The organism is Anabaena sp. CCY 0017, assembly GCF_963920885.1.
Taxonomy (GTDB): Bacteria; Cyanobacteriota; Cyanobacteriia; order Cyanobacteriales; family Nostocaceae; genus Nodularia.
Genome location: NZ_CAWUDG010000001.1, coordinates 131,620 through 148,851, shown reverse-complemented (window position 1 = coordinate 148,851; position 17,232 = coordinate 131,620). Strand labels below are relative to the sequence as shown.

Genomic DNA, 17,232 nt, shown 5'->3' with positions numbered 1-17,232 from the left:
TAAAAGCCCCGTGTCAAACAACTCCAAACCCCTTATATTAGGCATATCTGGTGCATCTGGCCTGATCTACGCAGTTCACGCCCTCAAATATCTGCTCGCAGCAGACTATGAGATTGAACTCGTAGCCTCTAAATCAACTTACATGGTTTGGGCTAGCGAACAGGAAACTCGAATGCCAGCTGAACCAACCGCCCAAGAGCAATTCTGGCGAGAACAAGCAGGAGTAGCTGTTGGGGGTAAACTACGCTGTCATCCTTGGGGTGATGTGGGAGCCGGAATCGCCAGTGGTTCTTTTCGCACTTTGGGGATGATTATCATGCCATGCAGCATGAGTACAGCCGCAAAGCTGGCAGGTGGCTTAAGTTCTGACTTACTGGAACGGGCGGCGGATGTTCAGATTAAAGAGGGGCGAAAGCTAGTCATAGTTCCCCGTGAAACGCCATTTAGCCTGATTCATCTGCGAAACTTAACCAGTTTGGCAGAAGCTGGAGTCAGAGTTGTCCCAGCCATTCCAGCTTGGTATCACAATCCTCAAAGTATTGAGGACTTAGTTGATTTTGTAGTTGCCCGTGCTTTAGATCAACTAGATATTGATTGCATTCCCATTCAGCGCTGGCAAGGAAGTAAATGAAGAGTGCTGTTAGCGGTAGCGGGGCGTTTAGCCCGTGCTGAGTGCTGAGTAAGGTAAAAGTAAAAACAGAGTAACTTTTGCCTTTTGCTCTTTGCCTTTGGCTTTAATTGAGTAACTTTGACTTTTGCCTTTTCTATGGCTGTAATTCGCTTAATTCTATTAGTGGTAGTACTAGGGATAGTCACACTGTTGTTGGTTCAAAATTGGTCGCCTGTGCTATCCCTGGTATTTTTGGGTGTGCGAACTCTACCATTACCCCTAGCAATGTGGATTCTTTTTAGTACTGCTGCTGGTGCTGTCACATCCCTATTTATTACTACCTTACTGAAGGTATCAAATTATTTTGGGGAACCACAACGCCAAAGACCATATAAATCAGCCGGAACTTCACCCCGCACTAAAGCGACATCTAGGGAAGAACCTCAACAACCAAGCTATAGACCTTCAACCGCCGCTAGTAACACAGAGTCCACGACCAGTAACGAATTTGATGATTGGGAGACGAATGATAGTAGAAATGATGATTGGGACTTTGACGAACCACAACCAGAAGCACCTACCCCCAGTCCTCAAACTCCACCACATAGAGACTCTCAAACCTACGAACGCCAACAAGAACCTCAAAGTCGTTCTCAGTCCGGTTCGGTTTACTCCTACAACTATCGCGACCCCAAAAATACTGCGGTAGGAAAAACAGAATCTGTTTACGATGCTGATTACCGAGTCATCATTCCCCCTTATGAACCATCGACTACTAATCAAGTAGATGAACAAGCCGATGAGGACGACGACGACTGGAAGTTTTTTGAAGACGACGATGTTGAGAATGAGGATCAGCAACCACGTAAGTGAGCTGGGAATTACGAAGAAAGTACACGCTGACGAGACTCCTGCTGAACTCTACCGTTCATAGCTGCCTCTTGCAAAGCCATGAAAGCATTGAAATCTTCTAAATCATACTGGGTAGTCAACAGCTGCCGTAGTTGGTTTTCTGCTTCAACAGTCAAGTAGCTAGTTGCTAAAGCTTGTTGTACTACGTCCCGAATTCGAGTCATTGTTGATGCCTCTTACATACCACATTAATTTATTTGGTCTTATTCTGGTGGTATATGCAGTTACTACTGTTACTAAACTTTCAAATTGATGAACTTCATTGAGCAAATTTTAAAATAAGAAGTCATCTTTTACACTTTAATTGTCTAAAGTTATTGATGAAAGCTTGCTATAACTAAGTTTCACAATTGCAATACGGTGCTTTTAAAACACATAATGTTTTGGGCAACCAAAATTTCCCACCAGAGAGATTCCTGTTGATTTGTATTGACAGAATTTGCCTGCATAAAGTTTCACGAAAACTTTATGAAATTTCATCGAATCATTAAATATACTTAAGTAGAAATCACCAAATTGTTTGATTTTAACTCGTGTCAATGTTACTTGTGTGATCTTACATACAGAGCTAACATCAACTAATTTGAGAATTGATTATCGTAAAATTCACCCTAACTGGAGCAAAACGACTGGTGAGTAGCTTATTGCAAGGAATCAACCTGTATTTGATTGGGATGATGGGCGCTGGTAAAACCACGGTAGGACAATTACTTGCCAACTATCTCGGTTATAGATTTTTAGATACCGATGATATAATTACCCAATCAGCAGGAAGATCCATCAATCAGCTGTTTGCTGAAGAAGGTGAAGCAGCATTTCGCCAGTTAGAAAGCGATGTCTTAGCACAAGTGTGTGCTTATACGCGGTTGACTATAGCCACAGGTGGAGGCATCGTTTTACGGACAGAGAACTGGAGTTACCTACACCACGGTTTAGTTGTGTGGTTAGATGTGCCAGTGGAATTACTCTACACCCGCTTGGCAGAAGATACCACAAGACCATTATTACAAGATGCTGATCCCCTAGGCAAATTGCGATCGCTTCTTGAAGAACGAACACCACTTTACTCTCAAGCTGATCTCAAAATCACTGTCAGAGCCGAAGAAACACCTGAAGAAATTGCTCACAGAGTTATGGAGGCAATCCCCAGCGTTCTGAAAGCAAAAGTTTCTCTCTAAATATTAAGCATTATTAGGGAAGACCAAAAAATTAATTACCCAGAAATTCCTTGGAAGTCCCTTATTGCCCAAATTCCAGCCTAGCCTGTTCAACCAAATCGGCTGTGACGACCGTTTTCTCGGCTTGACGTGCTAACTGTTCAATTCGGGCTTTAGCTTGGGAACGGACAAAAAAGGGAATATTCTGAAACTTTGCCTGAGCTTCTGATGTCCAGCCCAAAGCATCGGTAAAATTTGAATCGCTCATAATTATTTCTGGCTCAAAGCCTTGAAGCAACTGGGTTACTACTCAGCACTCGACACTCAATACTCCTTTACGGGCGGGTTTACTAAGGATTTTGACGAACCACAGACTGACTGCTTAAACCCGCCCCTAACCACTCAGCACTCTCCTATAATTTGATTTTGCCATATTCCAGCGCCAATAAAAAAGCCCCTGTTGTTAAACAAGGGCAAGTAAAGCATTTGATTGTCAGTGATGAAATAAACCTTCCAACCTAGTCAATGTCGTCCATGAACATAACTGGCTCAGTCTCACGGTTGATTCCTTTTTCAAAACCACCAGAAGCAGCGCGAGCGCGACCCGCGTGCCATAAGTGACCAATTAGGAAGAAGAAACCTAATACGAAGTGAGATGTTGCCAACCAAGCACGAGGAGATACGTAGTTGAAAGAGTTGATTTCAGTAGCCACACCACCCACAGAGTTCAAAGAACCCAAAGGAGCGTGGGTCATGTATTCAGCCGCACGACGTGCTTGCCAAGGTTGAATATCATTCTTGACTTTATCTAAATCAAGACCGTTAGGACCACGTAGAGGCTCTAACCAAGGGCCTTGGAAATCCCAGAAGCGCATGGTTTCACCACCGAAGATGATTTCACCAGTAGGAGAGCGCATCAGATATTTACCCAGACCTGTGGGGCCTTGTGCAGAACCGACGTTAGCACCTAAGCGTTGGTCACGAATCAAGAAGGTCAAAGCTTGAGCTTGAGAAGCTTCTGAAGCTGTCGGACCAAAGAATTCGCTGGGATAAGCGGTATTGTTAAACCAAACCATTACAGAGGCGATGAAGCCCATTAGGGAAAGAGCGCCCAAACTGTAGGAAAGGTAAGCCTCACCAGACCAGATGAACGCACGACGCGCCCATGCAAAAGGCTTGGTGAAGATGTGCCAGATACCACCAGAAATACACATCAGGGCAATCCAGATGTGACCACCGATCAAATCTTCCATGTTATTGACGCTGATAATCCAACCTTCGCCACCGAAGGGAGCCTTAATCAAATAACCGAAGATTACAGCTGGGTTTAATGTTGGGTTAGTAATAACACGAACATCACCACCACCTGGGGCCCAGGTGTCGTAAACACCGCCAAAGAACATGGCCTTAAGCACCAACAGGAGCGCACCACATCCCAGGATGATCAGGTGGAACCCGATGATGTTAGTCATCTTGTTCTTGTCTTTCCAGTCATAGCCAAAGAAGGAGGAATACTCTTCTAAAGTATCTGGTCCACGGACGGCATGATAAATACCGCCAAAACCCAGCACAGCTGAAGAAATTAAGTGCAGTACACCAACCACAAAGTAAGGGAAGGTGTCGAAAATTTGACCACCAGCACCAACGCCCCATCCAAGGGTGGCGAGGTGAGGAAGCAGGATCAAGCCCTGTTCGTACATGGGCTTTTCAGGAATGAAGTGAGCGACTTCAAATAAAGTCATCGCTCCAGCCCAGAATACAATCAAACCAGCATGGGCAACGTGAGCGCCCAGCAGTTTACCAGATAGGTTGATTAAACGAGCGTTACCAGACCACCAAGCAAAGCCTGATGATTCTTGGTCACGTCCGCCGCCTAATACAGATGGTCTATTAGAGAGCGTTACCACGTGGTAGAACCTCCTCTGGGAATACGAATTGTTTATGTGGCTGATCTTGAGGAGCCATCCAAGCGCGGATACCCTCGTTCAACAAAATGTTTTTGGTATAGAAAGTTTCAAACTCTGGGTCTTCTGCTGCCCGCAATTCTTGGGAAACGAAGTCATAAGCCCGTAGGTTTAGTGCTAAACCAACAATCCCAATTGATGCCATCCATAAGCCAGTTACAGGCACAAATAGCATGAAGAAGTGTAACCAACGTTTGTTGGAGAAAGCGATACCGAAAATCTGTGACCAGAAACGGTTTGCTGTCACCATTGAGTAGGTTTCTTCAGCTTGGGTAGGGTTAAAAGCGGGGAAGGTGTTAGAAGAACCTTCACCGTCTTCAAACAAGGTATTTTCGACTGTGGCTCCGTGAATGGCACACAATAGCGCACCACCTAGAACACCTGCGACACCCATCATGTGGAAGGGGTTGAGTGTCCAGTTGTGGAAACCTTGCAGGAATAGTAGGAAACGGAAAATTGCAGCTACACCAAAGCTAGGGCCAAAGAACCAGCTTGACTGTCCCAAGGGGTACATCAGAAAGACACTGACGAATACCGCGATGGGGGCAGAGAAGGCAAGAGCGTTGTATGGACGGATGCCTACGAGACGGGCAATTTCAAATTGGCGCAACATGAAGCCAATCAATGCAAAGGCTCCGTGTAGAGCTACGAATGGCCACAATCCACCCAATTGGAACCAACGGGTGAGATTTCCTTGAGCTTCGGGTCCCCACAACAATAGTAGGGAGTGTCCTAAGCTGTCTGGTGGAGAGGAAACTGCAACTGTTAAAAAGTTAGCTCCTTCCAGGTAAGATGATGCTAATCCGTGGGAGTACCAGGATGTGACGAATGTTGTACCGGTGAGCCAACCGCCTAGTGCTAGGTAAGCGCAGGGAAATAATAATATCCCTGACCAGCCTACGAATACGAAGCGATCGCGCTTTAACCAGTCGTCTAATACGTCAAACCACCCTCTACTAGGGGCGCGTCCAACTGCGATGGTCATTGAACTAAAATCCTCTTTTACTAAAATTGCAACGTCTTTGAAGCAGCGCTATCGGCAATTTTACCGACTTTACGCGAATGCAACGAGGAATAAACGTTTTTTTGACAATCTCATCTGCCTGAAGCATCTGAGAATCTGAGTTTTGACCGTCTTGATGATCGGAATTTCTCAGAGTTATGCCATTACACGTACCATTGGCTAATTGTTTAGCTTGTGGTAACTTAATGATTCTTAACTTATCACATCCATTGGGGTTTTCGTCCAATGGACTTCGGTAAATTAGGTATTAAACACAAACCTATTACTTATTATTAATATCAGAATTTTAACAATCTGACATAAGTTTTCTCAGAAATCCCAAAGGTTTTGTCCCTGAACTTGCACGAAAAGCTCCAGAAATGGCAGACTTGGATAGGGAAGAACTCACAGGCCAAGGTAGTTCAATGACGGCATCAACAACAATTAACAAAGGTGATTCGCCCAATGGCGATCGCAAATCCTCAAGTATCCTGCATCAAGATGTTCTGGGTTCTCGTCGGTTTAGTAACTACTGGTGGGCAACTATCGTGACATTAGGAGCCACAGGCTTCTTTTTGGCTGGGTTATCTAGTTACACGAAAGTAAATTTCCTGCTAGTGACCGATGCAACTCAACTGATATTCGTACCCCAAGGCCTAGTTATGGGGCTATACGGCACTGCGGGCTTACTTTTAGCCACATATCTATGGCTAGTTGTTTTATGGGATGTAGGAGGGGGCTACAACGACTTCAATCAGGAAACTGGGCGCATAAAAATTTTTCGTTGGGGATTTCCCGGCAAAAACCGACGCATTGAAATCGACAGCTATACTCAAGACGTGCAGTCTATCCGAATAGACATCAAAGAAGGTCTCAATCCCCGTCGCGCTCTTTACCTACGCGTTAAGGGTCGGCGAGACATACCTTTAACACGGGTAGGTCAACCCTTATCTTTAGCAGATTTAGAAACTACAGGCGCAGAATTAGCCCGCTTTTTGGGAGTAACCCTGGAAGGACTTTGAAGAGGCAGGGGAGCAGGCTTGCTGTGAGCGTAGCCGAACGGGTGCAGGGAGCAGGGGAGAAGTTTTTTCCCAATCCCCAGTAGGGGCGGGTTCACAGATATGATTCAATATCAACGAGGATATTAGTAAACCCGCCCCTACAATCGTCCCTAATACCGAATCCTAATTCCCAGTACCCAGTCCCCACTAAAAAGATAAGATACTCTGGTTGAATCTGTAACTGACTATGCGGTTAAAAATTTCACAATTTCTGGTTGTATTTTTGATAGTCGGTGCTTTGACTTTGGGAGGATGTTCAGGAGAGAATGTGACTTCTGATCCCGCTTCTCCTACTGAAACAGCAGGTGATACAAATACTACGACAACAACTGATGCAACATCTGTATCTGAAACAATAAATGAGAGTGTTCCTGGAATGAAAGATTTACCACGGCTCGAAGGTAAGGCTACTGTCGTGATGACGGTGAACGGTTCGCCGGTGACTATCGAGGTAGACGGCACCAATGCCCCAATTACAGCTGGTAACTTCGTCGATTTAGTCCAAAAAGGTGTGTACGATGGTTTAGTTTTCCATCGAGTTGTCCGCGATCCTCAGCCTTTTGTAGCTCAAGGGGGCGACCCTCAAAGCAAAGACCCCAATTTTCCAGTAAATAGACTGGGAACAGGTGGTTATGTTGATCCTAATACTGGAAGCGAACGCCGGATACCCTTAGAAATTAAGCCACAAGGCGAAGAAAGCCCAATTTATGGCAAAACTTTAGAATCGGCTCGTGTGAGTAAGCCACCTGAGTTACAGCATAAACTGGGTGCGGTAGCTATGGCGCGATCGCAAATGCCTGATTCAGCTTCCTCACAGTTTTACTTTGCTCTCGCGGATCATGCTTTCCTGGATGGTAGCTACGCCGTATTTGGTAATGTTACTGAAGGTTTGGATGTAGTTAATCAAATTCAGCAAGGCGATCGCATTGATTCAGCTAAAGTTACTCAAGGCGCTGAAAATCTCAAAACTCCTGAGTAAATAGCAGGGGAGAAGAGGCAGGGGTGCAGGGTGCAGGGGAGAAAAATTTCTCTTCTCAATCCCCAATAACTGTAGGGGCAGGTTCACAGATATGATTCAACAAAAACGAGGATATTAGTAAACCCGCCCCTACTCGCCGCAGTCCCAATCCCAAATCCCCAAATGGTTGTTATTACTGGTATCGGGTTAGTCTCAGCTTTAGGCACAAACTTAGAGGATAGCTGGCAAAATTTAATCGCAGGTAAATCTGGTATTCAGTGGTATCAACCATTTGCCGAACTGGAAGCATACCCTCTGGGTTTGATTGGGACACAACCTACTGAATTAAAAAGTTTGACTCAGCAAGTTGTCGCTGCTGCATTAACAGACGCTGGATTAGTTTCACCTTTACCTGATTGTGCTGTGGTCATTGGCTCAAGTCGCAGTCATCAGGCTGCTTGGGAGTTACTAGCACGGCAAATGTACGGTAATCATAGCCCCCAAACTGCTTTAAATAGTGGGGATGTGGTTTTAGAGAATTGGTTAGATTTTTTACCTCATACCAATGCGATCGCATCTGCTCGACAAATTGGTGCAACGGGTATAGTTTTAGCACCGATGGCTGCGTGTGCTACAGGTATTTGGGCGATCGCTCAAGCGGCTTTACTAATCGAAACTGGGCAATGTCAACGCGCGATCGCCGGTGCTGTAGAAGCCCCCATTACACCCCTCACCTTGACAGGGTTTCAACAAATGGGCGCTTTAGCAAAAACTGGAGCTTATCCCTTTGATTTGCACCGGGAAGGCTTGGTATTAGGTGAAGGTGCGGCGGTGTTTGTTTTGGAATCGGCAGAATTAGCACAGCAGCGCCAAGCTAAAATTTATGGTAAGATTCTTGGCTTTGGCTTGACAGCAGACGCATATCATGGTAATGTGCCAGAACCAAATGGGAAAAGTGCGATCGCAGCGATTCAGCAATGTTTAAAACGCAGTTCCCTCACCCCAGCCGATATTGATTATATTCACGCTCATGGTACAGCCACTCTCCTAAATGACAGAGTAGAGAGTAAAATTATACATAATATATTTCCCCATAAAGTAGCAATAAGTTCGACCAAAGGGGCTACAGGTCATACATTAGGAGCATCGGGAGCTTTAGGTGTGGCATTTTCGCTTTTAGCCATGCAGCAAAAAATATTACCACCTTGCGTAGGATTACAAACACCAGAATTTGATTTAAATCTGGTAATGGCGGCGCGTGAAACTGAAGTGCAGAGAGTATTATGTTTCAGCTTTGGCTTTGGTGGTCAAAATGCTGTTATTGGCTTGGGTAAATTTTGAGAAAGAAGATTAAGGGGTTATTTGAAAAGTTTTGGGCGAATATAATAGAGCCTCCGGCACGCTACGCGAACGCTACTACACAAGCAAAGTCCGCCTGCGCGGACTAACTAAAAATTATTTCTTTCCAACCCACGAAGGTGGGTTTTGTCTCAATACTTTTCGGTTAAGGATTTGATCCCCCCAACCCCCCTTGAAAAGGGGGGCTAAAGTCCTCAAAGTCCCCCTTCTTAAGGGGGATTTAGGGGGATCTCCAATGTGGAAATATCGTTAACCGAACAGTATTGGGTTTTGTCTGGATGGTTCCGCGATTTCTAATCGCCAGAGCTAGTATTTTAGGTAAAATCTTTATAAAATACTCAAATATGAATCAAATAAACCCGACTATCTTTCATAGATAGACAGCCTCATGAAAAACTTTATCTCGAATTAAATCATGTAATGATTTAGGTGTAACAACATCAACTTTACGATTTAAGATATTTTCTAAATCTGAAATCAAACCACCTGGAAACCAAGGAGAGATTTTATCTAAATCGTAATCAACTAAAAAATCAATATCACTTGCGTCTGTTTCTTCGCCTCTTGCTACACTACCAAAAAGCCGCAAGTTATAAGCTCCATGTTGAGTCGCAATTCTGAGAATTTCTTCTCGTTTTTCGTAGAGTAATTGTTTTAAGCCTGTTTTTTCATCTTCTAACATACAGTTATCAGTTAAATTTTGTAGGTTGGGTAGAATGCAGTGAAACCCAACATTCTTCCTACCATATCTCAAATATTTGTTGGGTTACGCCTTCGGCAAACTACGTTAACGTTCCTCTACCCAACCTACTGAACTGTTGACTCTGGTAAATATTTAGTTGAGTCGGACAAGTCTTCGGTTTTGCAACCTACCAAGCTATCCGACTCAGTTTTATATTCGGAGGTCGTCACCTTCCTCACTGGGAAAGGTCTGGACTCCCGATTGTACGCCCGATAAATTCCCATTTATCAGCTCTGACCTTTGGGAGCGCTCACGCAACCACACACACCAACCGAAAACCAACATTGTTGTTACGATTCGCGCGCGCGTTCCTATTGCGATTAGCAGAACGGCAATTCCTAGCGTTGTTGTTCCAAGAACCGCCACGCAGCAGCTAAAAGTGCCAATCCCATCCTCAAATTCTCAACTCAATGAGAAATTTGATTAAATGTAGTGTATAATAGAATTGATATCAAGACACCAGATTTGATAAAAAAAATTTTCCGCCTAGCGGCGGTGAAAGAAGTGAAAAGAATAAGAAGTGTAAAGGGCAAGAGGGCAAAAGAGCAAAGTGAAAGGAGTCCTCACGCAACCACACACACCAACCGAAAACCAATAGAGGAGTAACGACTCGCGCGCGCGAACCTATAGCGATTAGCAGAACGGCAATCCCAAGCGTGGAAGTCCCAAGAACCGCCACGCAGCAGCTTTATGTTATTATCGCTACCATTCAACCACGGACTACCGTCTATGGGCGCGCCTTGGTAGCTACTATTATATATATCTTGACACCATTCCCATATATTACCATGCATATCGTATAAACCGAAAGAGTTTGGCGGAAAATTTCCTACATCTGTTGTTTGCTCACGATATTCACCTTTTGGGGCTGAACCGTAGGGAAAATTACCGTCGTAGTTAACTAAATCCGTGGTAATCGTTTCCCCAAAATAAAAGGGTGTAGTTGTTCCCGCACGACAAGCATATTCCCATTCGGCTTCACTGGGTAGCCTGTAGATTTTTCCTGTCCTTTGTCCCAATTTTTTACAAAATTCTACAGCATCATCCCAACTTACTTGTTCTACAGGTCTTTTCTCACCTTTGAAACGAGCAGGATTTGTCCCCATAATTGCTTGATACTGTGCCTGGGTAACTGGATATTTACACATGAAGAAACTAGGAACCCTTACTTGACGCTGGGGACCTTCATCGTTTTCTCGCTGTGCTTCCCCTGCTGGTGAACCCATTGTAAATGTCCCCCCTGGTATCTGCACCATTTCCAAAGAAACACCATTTCCTAAATTTTCTGCAAAGTATTTTGCTTGCAGGTTGCGGCGGTTGGTAATGCTTCCCTGTGCATTCACCGTTACAGTTTCAAATGAAAAGCTTTGCAGACTATTTGAGGAAGCAGGTGGCGGGGATACGGGAGTTTGCACAACTTCTGGAACAGTTTCACTTGTTACCGGAGTTGTAGTAGTAATATCTCCAGAATCAGAGGGAAATAACAACCGATTCCCGGCAAAAGTTAAACCAAATCCTCCAGCTAACCATCCAGCAGTTTTAATTACCCGACGGCGTGACAAGTTAGGTGTTGGCTGTGGCTGTGGTTGTCGTCGTTGTGGTTGTTTTACTGGCTGTGGTTGTGGTCGTTGTGGCTGTGAAGGCTGGAGGGCTTGCAACGCTTCCCCTGCTGAAAAATATCTATCCCGAAAGTGATAACTCACCATCCTATTTAAAACACCTGCCAGTTCGTTACTGACATTTGCCCAATTGCGCCAAATCACTTCGCCATCGGTGGGGTCTTTTGGTAATTCGTGGGGTTGTATTCCTGTTAAAGCATAAATTCCCAACATCCCTACAGCATAAACATCACTGCATAATTTTGGTTGTCCGGCTGCTTGTTCACTTGGCATATAGCCATGAGTCCCAATGACAACGCTAATACTGGTTTGACCTTGGCTATTCACCATCATGGTGTTTATTTCTTTAACTGCACCAAAGTCAATTAACACTATTTTCTTATCATGACGGCGACGCATTAAATTTGGGGGTTTGATGTCGCGGTGGATGATATTTTTTTTGTGAACTACTGCTAATACTTCCAAAATTTCCTGTAAGAGTTTGGTGACTTCTTTCTCACTCAACCGTTTACCAGGACTAATTTCTTTGCTTAAGTCTTCCCCATCAACAAATTCTTGGACTAAATAAAATTGACCTTGTTCTTCAAAGTGGGCAAATAGGCGCGGTATCTGCTCGCTATCATTGCCTAAACGATATAAAACTTGCGCTTCGCTATCAAATAATCTTCTAACGATTTGTAATACTGCGGGGTCAGAATTAGGCTTGAGGTGTTTGACTACACACTTGGGATGGTTGGGTAAGTCTATATCTTCTGCTAAATAGGTGTCGCCAAATCCACCACTTCCTAAGATGTAGATGATTTTATAGCGTTGACGGAGGATTGTACCAGTCGTAGGCATGATTTTTGACTTGGCGCTGGGGAATTGAGCTTTATTGTGCCAAATTTTTCATTAGTAAAGCAAGCACTTAGCCCTAGCGATTGGAAAAACCAACGCGAAACCTAACCCCCTAGCCCCCTTTCCTGGTAGGGAAGGGGGAAAACTCAAAGCCTCTCCCCTTGTAGGCTACGGTGTACACACAAGTCTTATCAAGTTGCCTAACAGCGTTTTGATCCCCCCTAGCCCCCCTTGAGAAGGGGGGAACTAGAATCAAAGTCCCCCTTTTTAAGGGGGATTTAGGGGGATCAGATCACTTGTGTGTATGGTGCAAAAGATATGAGCCTAGTTACTAGATAAACAGAGATTCTGAGAAATAGATATGATAGAAAAGTAAATAAAACTTCAAAAATATTTATCAAATGCTGATTGACTTCCCTGGCTTGACCAAAGTCAAAAACTCAGTTAAAGAAAAAATTTTCTTCGGTCATGAACCCAGCGCCGAGTTAATTGCTATTCTTACCGTTTACTTTGTCCAAGGAATTTTAGGGTTGGCGCGTCTCGCTGTCAGCTTTTTTCTCAAAGATGAATTACTACTGAGTCCGGCGCAAGTTTCCGCACTGTTGGGAATAGTCGCCTTACCTTGGATAATCAAACCAGTGTTTGGCTTTATTTCCGATGGCTTACCTATATTTGGCTACCGTCGTCGCCCATATTTAATCCTATCTGGGATATTAGGAGCGATTTCTTGGGTATGTTTAGCCACCATAGTTCATAGTAGTTGGGCCGCTACACTAGCGATCGCCCTTGGTTCTCTCTCAGTCGCAGTCAGTGATGTCATAGTTGACTCATTAGTTGTAGAAAGAGCCAGAGCAGAATCCCAAGCATCAGCCGGTTCACTACAATCTTTGTGCTGGGGTGCTTCCGCATTTGGCGGTTTACTCACCGCGTACTTTAGCGGAATGCTGCTAGAACATTTCACCACCCGCACTGTATTTTGGATTACCGCCTCATTTCCCCTCATCGTTTCCGCAGTAGCTTGGTTAATCGCTGAAACCCCCGTCAGCAAAAACACCCAAGACAATAACAGCAATAATCCTCTCAGCACCAAACATCAACTCAAACAACTCCGCCAAGCAGTCACCCAAAAAGCCATTTGGCTACCCACAGCCTTTGTATTTGTTTGGTTAGCCACCCCCACAGCTGATGCAGCCTTCTTCTTCTTCAGTACCAACGAACTACATTTTCAACCAGAATTTTTAGGACGGGTAAGACTAGTAACAAGTGGTGCATCCTTAATCGGTATTTGGATTTTTCAACGCTTCCTCAAAGGTGTGTCATTCCGCACCATTTTTGCTTGGAGTACAGTGCTTTCCTCAGCATTGGGAATGACAATGCTGCTGCTAGTGACTCACACCAACCGAACATTAGGTATAGATGACCACTGGTTTAGTTTAGGAGATAGCCTCATTCTCACAGTTATGGGACAAATCGCCTATATGCCAGTATTAGTATTAGCAGCGAGATTATGTCCCCCAGGAGTAGAAGCCACATTATTTGCTGTACTGATGTCAGTTTCCAACTTAGCAAATATGGTTTCCTACGAATTTGGAGCCATCATCATGCACTGGCTAGGTATCACCGAAACCAACTTTGAACTACTGTGGCTATTAGTAATTATCACAAACCTCAGCACACTATTACCACTACCCTTCATTCGTTGGTTACCTGCTAACGACCCGCAAGCCGATTTACCAACATTACAACCAGCTGCGGTAACGAATGAAGAAGAAGAATTGTTAGCTAATTTAATACCGTAGTATCGAACCGCCAAGTCGCCAAGGTCGCCAAGAAAGAGAGGAAGTTCTACCTTTGCGCCTCTGCGCCTTTGCGTGACCTAATCCATATTTTCCATCAAATTTAAAAACAGATGCAAACCTTAAAAACAGAAGAAAATTTAAGTCCGAAAAAATCCTATACTCGTGAAGATTGGCAAGGAGGATATAAATCCCTAACCCAAGAATATGATTATTGGATTGATAATGTAGAAGGACAAATTCCCCCAGAACTACACGGAACATTATTTAGAAATGGTCCCGGTTTATTCGATATAAATGGACAATCGATTCATCATCCCTTCGATGGCGATGGTATGATTAGCCGCATCAGCTTGGCGAATGGTCGCGCCCATTTCCGTAACCGCTTTATCCGCACAGAAGGCTATTTAGCAGAACAAAAAGCTGAAAAAATCCTGCACAGAGGAGTATTTGGTACTCAAAAACCCGGCGGTTGGTTAGCGAATATTTTCGACTTCAAAATCAAAAATATTGCCAATACTAACGTTATCTATTGGGGTGGTAAACTTTTAGCACTTTGGGAAGCAGCAGAACCCCATCAACTTGACCCCCAGACATTGGAAACGTTAGGAAAAGAATATTTTGATGGTGTACTCTCAGAAGGTGAAGCTTTCAGCGCCCATCCCCGCTTTGACCCTAGTTGTAACCAAGACGGTGGCGCACCTTGTCTGGTAAACTTTTCCATTAAACCCGGACGATCAACCACAATTACGATATTTGAACTCAACCCAGACGGCAAAGTTGTCAGAAAACACGCTCATAGTGTTCCGGGTTTCTGTTTCATCCACGATTTTGTCATTACTCCCAATTACTGTATTTTCTTTCAAAATCCCGTCACCTTTAACCCCATACCTTTAGCCTTGGGAATACGTGCTGCTGGAGAATGTATCAAATTTCAGCCAAATCAACCCACGCAAATTATAGTGATTCCCCGTCACACTCAAACAGGGATAAAAATTCTCGAAACTCAGGCTGGCTTTGTTTTCCACCACGCAAATGCTTTTGAAGTTGATGATGAAATTGTCATTGACTCAATTTGTTACGAATCACTCCCAGAGGTCGAACCAGAAAGCGACTTTCGCCAAGTGAATTTTGAAGCAATATCACCTGGACAACTGTGGCGCTTCCATGTTAATCTTGATAGTGGAAAAGCCTGTCAAAAAATAATTGAAAGTCGTTGTTGTGAATTTCCCAGTATAAATCCTGAACTTGTCGGACGAGATTACCAATATTTATACATAGGCGCAGCGCATAGGGAAACAGGTAACGCTCCCTTGCAAGCATTACTAAAAATCGATTTAAAGTCAGGCGAAAGACAACTTTGGAGCGCTGCGCCCCGTGGTTTCATCGGTGAGCCGATATTTGTCCCCCGCCCAGATGCACAAAAAGAAGATGACGGCTGGGTGTTAGCCTTAGTCTATGATGCTACACACCATCGCTCAGACTTAGTGATATTAGATGCCAGCGATTTTAATAAAGGTACAGTAGCCAGACTACATCTCCAACATCATATTCCCTATGGACTACATGGCAACTTCACCACTGAAATCTAAGACTCCGCGAACCTTGGCGCGAACTCTGCGCCCCTTTGCGTTGAAAAATTAACTTGTAAATCATCACGAGGATGGGGCGTAGGAACCATAATTAAATCCAGATTTTGTCCTGGTACAAGTTCCCAATGATACTCCCGAATTAAAAGAGCAGCAAATAACTTCATCTCCAACTTGGCAAACTCCTTACCCAGACATTCGCGCACTCCCCCACCAAATGGGACATAACCAAAGGTTTTTTGTTTATCCTCAACCCGTTCTGGTGCAAAGCGCTGGGGATCAAAGCTGTCTGGCTCAGTATATGTACTACTATCTTGATGTGTTTTACCTATCTGGTAAAGTACAGACCAATCTTGAGGAATCTGGTAGCCATTAAACTCAGATGACTGGATAACTCGCCGAAAGCCTCCACCCACGGGCGGAATAGTTCGCAAAACTTCTTTGAGTACTTGGTCTAGATATTGCATCTGCTTGAGATGTTCTAGTGTCAAAGATTCCTCAATAGCTAATTGCTGTTGTTCGGCGCGAGCTTGTGCTAATACTTCTGGATGCTGTGCTAATTGTAAACAAAAAGAGGCGATCGCTGAAGTCAATGTTTCATGACCAGCAAACAGCAATAATAGCACTTGGTCTTGAAGTTCTGCCAAGCTGAGGCGATTTCCATCTTCATCTTCAGCCTGTAAAAGCAGTCCCAAAGCATCTGCATCGGAATGAGGCTGTTGTTGACGTTGCAAGATAATGTCTTCAATTTTGACCAATAGCTGCTGACGACAACGCAACGCCCGACCAAACTTAGTCCAAGGTAAATTTATGGGAATAGTGAATAAACCCGCACACCACTCTTCAAATAACTCACCAAAATGGCTATCAGATGCGGCATCTGTTCCTATGAGTAACTTGCAAGCCACATCAAAGGTATAATTTCTCAGTTCAGGATACCATTTGAAAGTACCCATGCGTTGCCACTTGTGTAAATAACTGTGGGTAATTTCCTCCATTTTGCCCGTATACCCAGCTAGCGCCCTTGGTTGAAAGGCTTGGGAAAGCAACTTCCTGCGCTTTTGGTGTGTACCTCCTGTTTGTAATGCTAAAGATGCTGGTCCGAGCAAAGTTTTTGTACTATCAGGCCAACTTATCGTGAAAGATTGATTTTCATTGCTGAATAAAAAACGATTAGCATCAGCGCCAATCATCATAATTGTAGGTTGTCCAAATAAATGAGTTTTGAATATTGAACCATATTGCTGGTATCGCTGTTCAGCAAATTCTGGGTCACGCAAAAAGCTAATTGTTTCGCCAATCAAAGGTAGCCCCAAATTGCCAGGGGGAAGCGGTAGTTTATTTTGAGTCTGGGAATTAGTGGTTTTCATAAAATCTACTCATATTCATATCTTTTATGATTATCCTAACTCAATGAATGCGATCGCTATAGCCTTTACTAACCATATAAGGTACATCATAGCCCCCTCCTCGCTTGCACCGGAGGGGGTTGGGGGTGGGTTTCAAGTACCTAGCAGACTAGGAAACGCCATCCTTTAAGCAATTCTGAAAAAGACTCAGAATTGATAAAATTGTAACAGAAACTACAAAATTGCCATTTGTTCTCCCAGTCTAGGATAAGATAG

General features: G+C 44.1%; 17 protein-coding genes. 8 read left to right on the top strand and 9 right to left on the bottom strand.

Annotation, left to right across the window (positions count from 1 at the left end; genetic code table 11):
• Nucleotides 1-10: 10 nt before the first annotated feature.
• Nucleotides 11-631: a flavin prenyltransferase UbiX gene (locus ACM0OW_RS00660; RefSeq protein ID WP_414548110.1), complete on the top strand. Its 621-nt coding sequence runs from the start codon at nt 11-13 to the stop codon at nt 629-631.
• A 135-nt stretch (nt 632-766) separates the two neighbouring features.
• The gene (locus tag ACM0OW_RS00655) at nt 767-1,483 is read left to right on the top strand and encodes a LapA family protein (RefSeq protein WP_414548419.1); all 717 of its coding nucleotides are present in this window, start codon (nt 767-769) and stop codon (nt 1,481-1,483) included.
• A gap of 8 nt (nt 1,484-1,491) precedes the next feature.
• Here the strand turns inward: ACM0OW_RS00655 and ACM0OW_RS00650 are convergent, their stop codons facing one another.
• Nucleotides 1,492-1,686 carry a hypothetical protein gene (locus ACM0OW_RS00650; protein ID WP_414548109.1) on the bottom strand — a complete coding sequence of 65 codons (195 nt, stop codon included), beginning with the start codon at nt 1,684-1,686 and terminating at the stop codon, nt 1,492-1,494.
• Nucleotides 1,687-2,154: 468 nt separating this feature from the next.
• Between ACM0OW_RS00650 and ACM0OW_RS00645 the strand changes: the two genes are divergently transcribed.
• Complete coding sequence (locus ACM0OW_RS00645) at nt 2,155-2,700, top strand: shikimate kinase (protein ID WP_414548108.1); 546 nt, start codon at nt 2,155-2,157, stop codon at nt 2,698-2,700.
• A 61-nt stretch (nt 2,701-2,761) separates the two neighbouring features.
• On the opposite strand, the gene ACM0OW_RS00640 is transcribed toward ACM0OW_RS00645, so the two are convergent.
• The 4 genes from ACM0OW_RS00640 to ACM0OW_RS00625 all read right to left on the bottom strand — a co-directional run bounded on the left by ACM0OW_RS00640 (nt 2,762) and on the right by ACM0OW_RS00625 (nt 5,893).
• The gene (locus ACM0OW_RS00640; protein WP_414548107.1) at nt 2,762-2,947 is read right to left on the bottom strand and encodes a PCP reductase family protein; all 186 of its coding nucleotides are present in this window, start codon (nt 2,945-2,947) and stop codon (nt 2,762-2,764) included.
• A gap of 250 nt (nt 2,948-3,197) precedes the next feature.
• Entirely contained in the window at nt 3,198-4,586 is a 1,389-nt protein-coding gene (psbC, locus tag ACM0OW_RS00635; protein WP_414548106.1) for a photosystem II reaction center protein CP43, read from the bottom strand.
• Nucleotides 4,570-5,628 (bottom strand): photosystem II D2 protein (photosystem q(a) protein), encoded by a 1,059-nt coding sequence (gene psbD, locus ACM0OW_RS00630; protein ID WP_006198347.1) that lies wholly within the window; start codon nt 5,626-5,628, stop codon nt 4,570-4,572. The genes psbC and psbD overlap by 17 nt, the downstream gene beginning before the upstream one ends.
• 4 nt (nt 5,629-5,632) lie before the next feature.
• Complete coding sequence (locus tag ACM0OW_RS00625) at nt 5,633-5,893, bottom strand: hypothetical protein (RefSeq protein WP_414548105.1); 261 nt, start codon at nt 5,891-5,893, stop codon at nt 5,633-5,635.
• Between the two features lie 178 nt (nt 5,894-6,071).
• Between ACM0OW_RS00625 and ACM0OW_RS00620 the strand changes: the two genes are divergently transcribed.
• From ACM0OW_RS00620 to ACM0OW_RS00610, 3 genes are all read left to right on the top strand, one after another.
• Nucleotides 6,072-6,668 carry a photosystem I assembly protein Ycf4 gene (locus ACM0OW_RS00620; protein WP_414548418.1) on the top strand — a complete coding sequence of 199 codons (597 nt, stop codon included), beginning with the start codon at nt 6,072-6,074 and terminating at the stop codon, nt 6,666-6,668.
• Between the two features lie 226 nt (nt 6,669-6,894).
• A complete protein-coding gene (locus ACM0OW_RS00615; protein WP_414548104.1) occupies nt 6,895-7,686 on the top strand; it encodes a peptidylprolyl isomerase in 792 nt (263 codons plus the stop codon).
• Nucleotides 7,687-7,848: 162 nt separating this feature from the next.
• A complete protein-coding gene (locus tag ACM0OW_RS00610; protein ID WP_414548103.1) occupies nt 7,849-9,006 on the top strand; it encodes a beta-ketoacyl-ACP synthase in 1,158 nt (385 codons plus the stop codon).
• A 388-nt stretch (nt 9,007-9,394) separates the two neighbouring features.
• Here the strand turns inward: ACM0OW_RS00610 and ACM0OW_RS00605 are convergent, their stop codons facing one another.
• The 3 genes from ACM0OW_RS00605 to ACM0OW_RS00595 form a co-directional block, all read right to left on the bottom strand.
• The gene (locus ACM0OW_RS00605; RefSeq protein ID WP_414548102.1) at nt 9,395-9,706 is read right to left on the bottom strand and encodes a nucleotidyltransferase family protein; all 312 of its coding nucleotides are present in this window, start codon (nt 9,704-9,706) and stop codon (nt 9,395-9,397) included.
• 310 nt (nt 9,707-10,016) lie between these two features.
• Nucleotides 10,017-10,136 carry a hypothetical protein gene (locus ACM0OW_RS00600; RefSeq protein ID WP_414548417.1) on the bottom strand — a complete coding sequence of 40 codons (120 nt, stop codon included), beginning with the start codon at nt 10,134-10,136 and terminating at the stop codon, nt 10,017-10,019.
• A 193-nt stretch (nt 10,137-10,329) separates the two neighbouring features.
• Nucleotides 10,330-12,225 carry an SUMF1/EgtB/PvdO family nonheme iron enzyme gene (locus tag ACM0OW_RS00595; RefSeq protein WP_414548101.1) on the bottom strand — a complete coding sequence of 632 codons (1,896 nt, stop codon included), beginning with the start codon at nt 12,223-12,225 and terminating at the stop codon, nt 10,330-10,332.
• Nucleotides 12,226-12,623: 398 nt separating this feature from the next.
• Here ACM0OW_RS00595 and ACM0OW_RS00590 point away from each other — a divergent pair, with 398 nt between their 5' ends.
• The gene (locus ACM0OW_RS00590) at nt 12,624-14,021 is read left to right on the top strand and encodes a folate/biopterin family MFS transporter (RefSeq protein WP_414548100.1); all 1,398 of its coding nucleotides are present in this window, start codon (nt 12,624-12,626) and stop codon (nt 14,019-14,021) included.
• Between the two features lie 110 nt (nt 14,022-14,131).
• Nucleotides 14,132-15,610 carry a carotenoid oxygenase family protein gene (locus ACM0OW_RS00585; RefSeq protein ID WP_414548099.1) on the top strand — a complete coding sequence of 493 codons (1,479 nt, stop codon included), beginning with the start codon at nt 14,132-14,134 and terminating at the stop codon, nt 15,608-15,610.
• Here the strand turns inward: ACM0OW_RS00585 and ACM0OW_RS00580 are convergent.
• A complete protein-coding gene (locus tag ACM0OW_RS00580) occupies nt 15,607-16,977 on the bottom strand; it encodes a cytochrome P450 (protein WP_414548098.1) in 1,371 nt (456 codons plus the stop codon). The genes ACM0OW_RS00585 and ACM0OW_RS00580 overlap by 4 nt on opposite strands.
• Nucleotides 16,978-17,232 lie beyond the last annotated feature (255 nt).

Bases quoted from the DNA above. Each gene is read 5' to 3' on its own strand.
- ACM0OW_RS00655 (WP_414548419.1), top strand. From the start codon at position 767: ATGGCTGTAATTCGCTTAATTCTATTAGTGGTAGTACTAGGGATAGTC.
- ACM0OW_RS00650 (WP_414548109.1), bottom strand. From the start codon at position 1,686: ATGACTCGAATTCGGGACGTAGTACAACAAGCTTTAGCAACTAGCTAC.
- ACM0OW_RS00640 (WP_414548107.1), bottom strand. From the start codon at position 2,947: ATGAGCGATTCAAATTTTACCGATGCTTTGGGCTGGACATCAGAAGCT.
- psbD (WP_006198347.1), bottom strand. From the start codon at position 5,628: ATGACCATCGCAGTTGGACGCGCCCCTAGTAGAGGGTGGTTTGACGTA.
- ACM0OW_RS00620 (WP_414548418.1), top strand. From the start codon at position 6,072: ATGACGGCATCAACAACAATTAACAAAGGTGATTCGCCCAATGGCGAT.
- ACM0OW_RS00615 (WP_414548104.1), top strand. From the start codon at position 6,895: ATGCGGTTAAAAATTTCACAATTTCTGGTTGTATTTTTGATAGTCGGT.
- ACM0OW_RS00610 (WP_414548103.1), top strand. From the start codon at position 7,849: ATGGTTGTTATTACTGGTATCGGGTTAGTCTCAGCTTTAGGCACAAAC.
- ACM0OW_RS00605 (WP_414548102.1), bottom strand. From the start codon at position 9,706: ATGTTAGAAGATGAAAAAACAGGCTTAAAACAATTACTCTACGAAAAA.
- ACM0OW_RS00595 (WP_414548101.1), bottom strand. From the start codon at position 12,225: ATGCCTACGACTGGTACAATCCTCCGTCAACGCTATAAAATCATCTAC.
- ACM0OW_RS00590 (WP_414548100.1), top strand. From the start codon at position 12,624: ATGCTGATTGACTTCCCTGGCTTGACCAAAGTCAAAAACTCAGTTAAA.
- ACM0OW_RS00585 (WP_414548099.1), top strand. From the start codon at position 14,132: ATGCAAACCTTAAAAACAGAAGAAAATTTAAGTCCGAAAAAATCCTAT.
- ACM0OW_RS00580 (WP_414548098.1), bottom strand. From the start codon at position 16,977: ATGAAAACCACTAATTCCCAGACTCAAAATAAACTACCGCTTCCCCCT.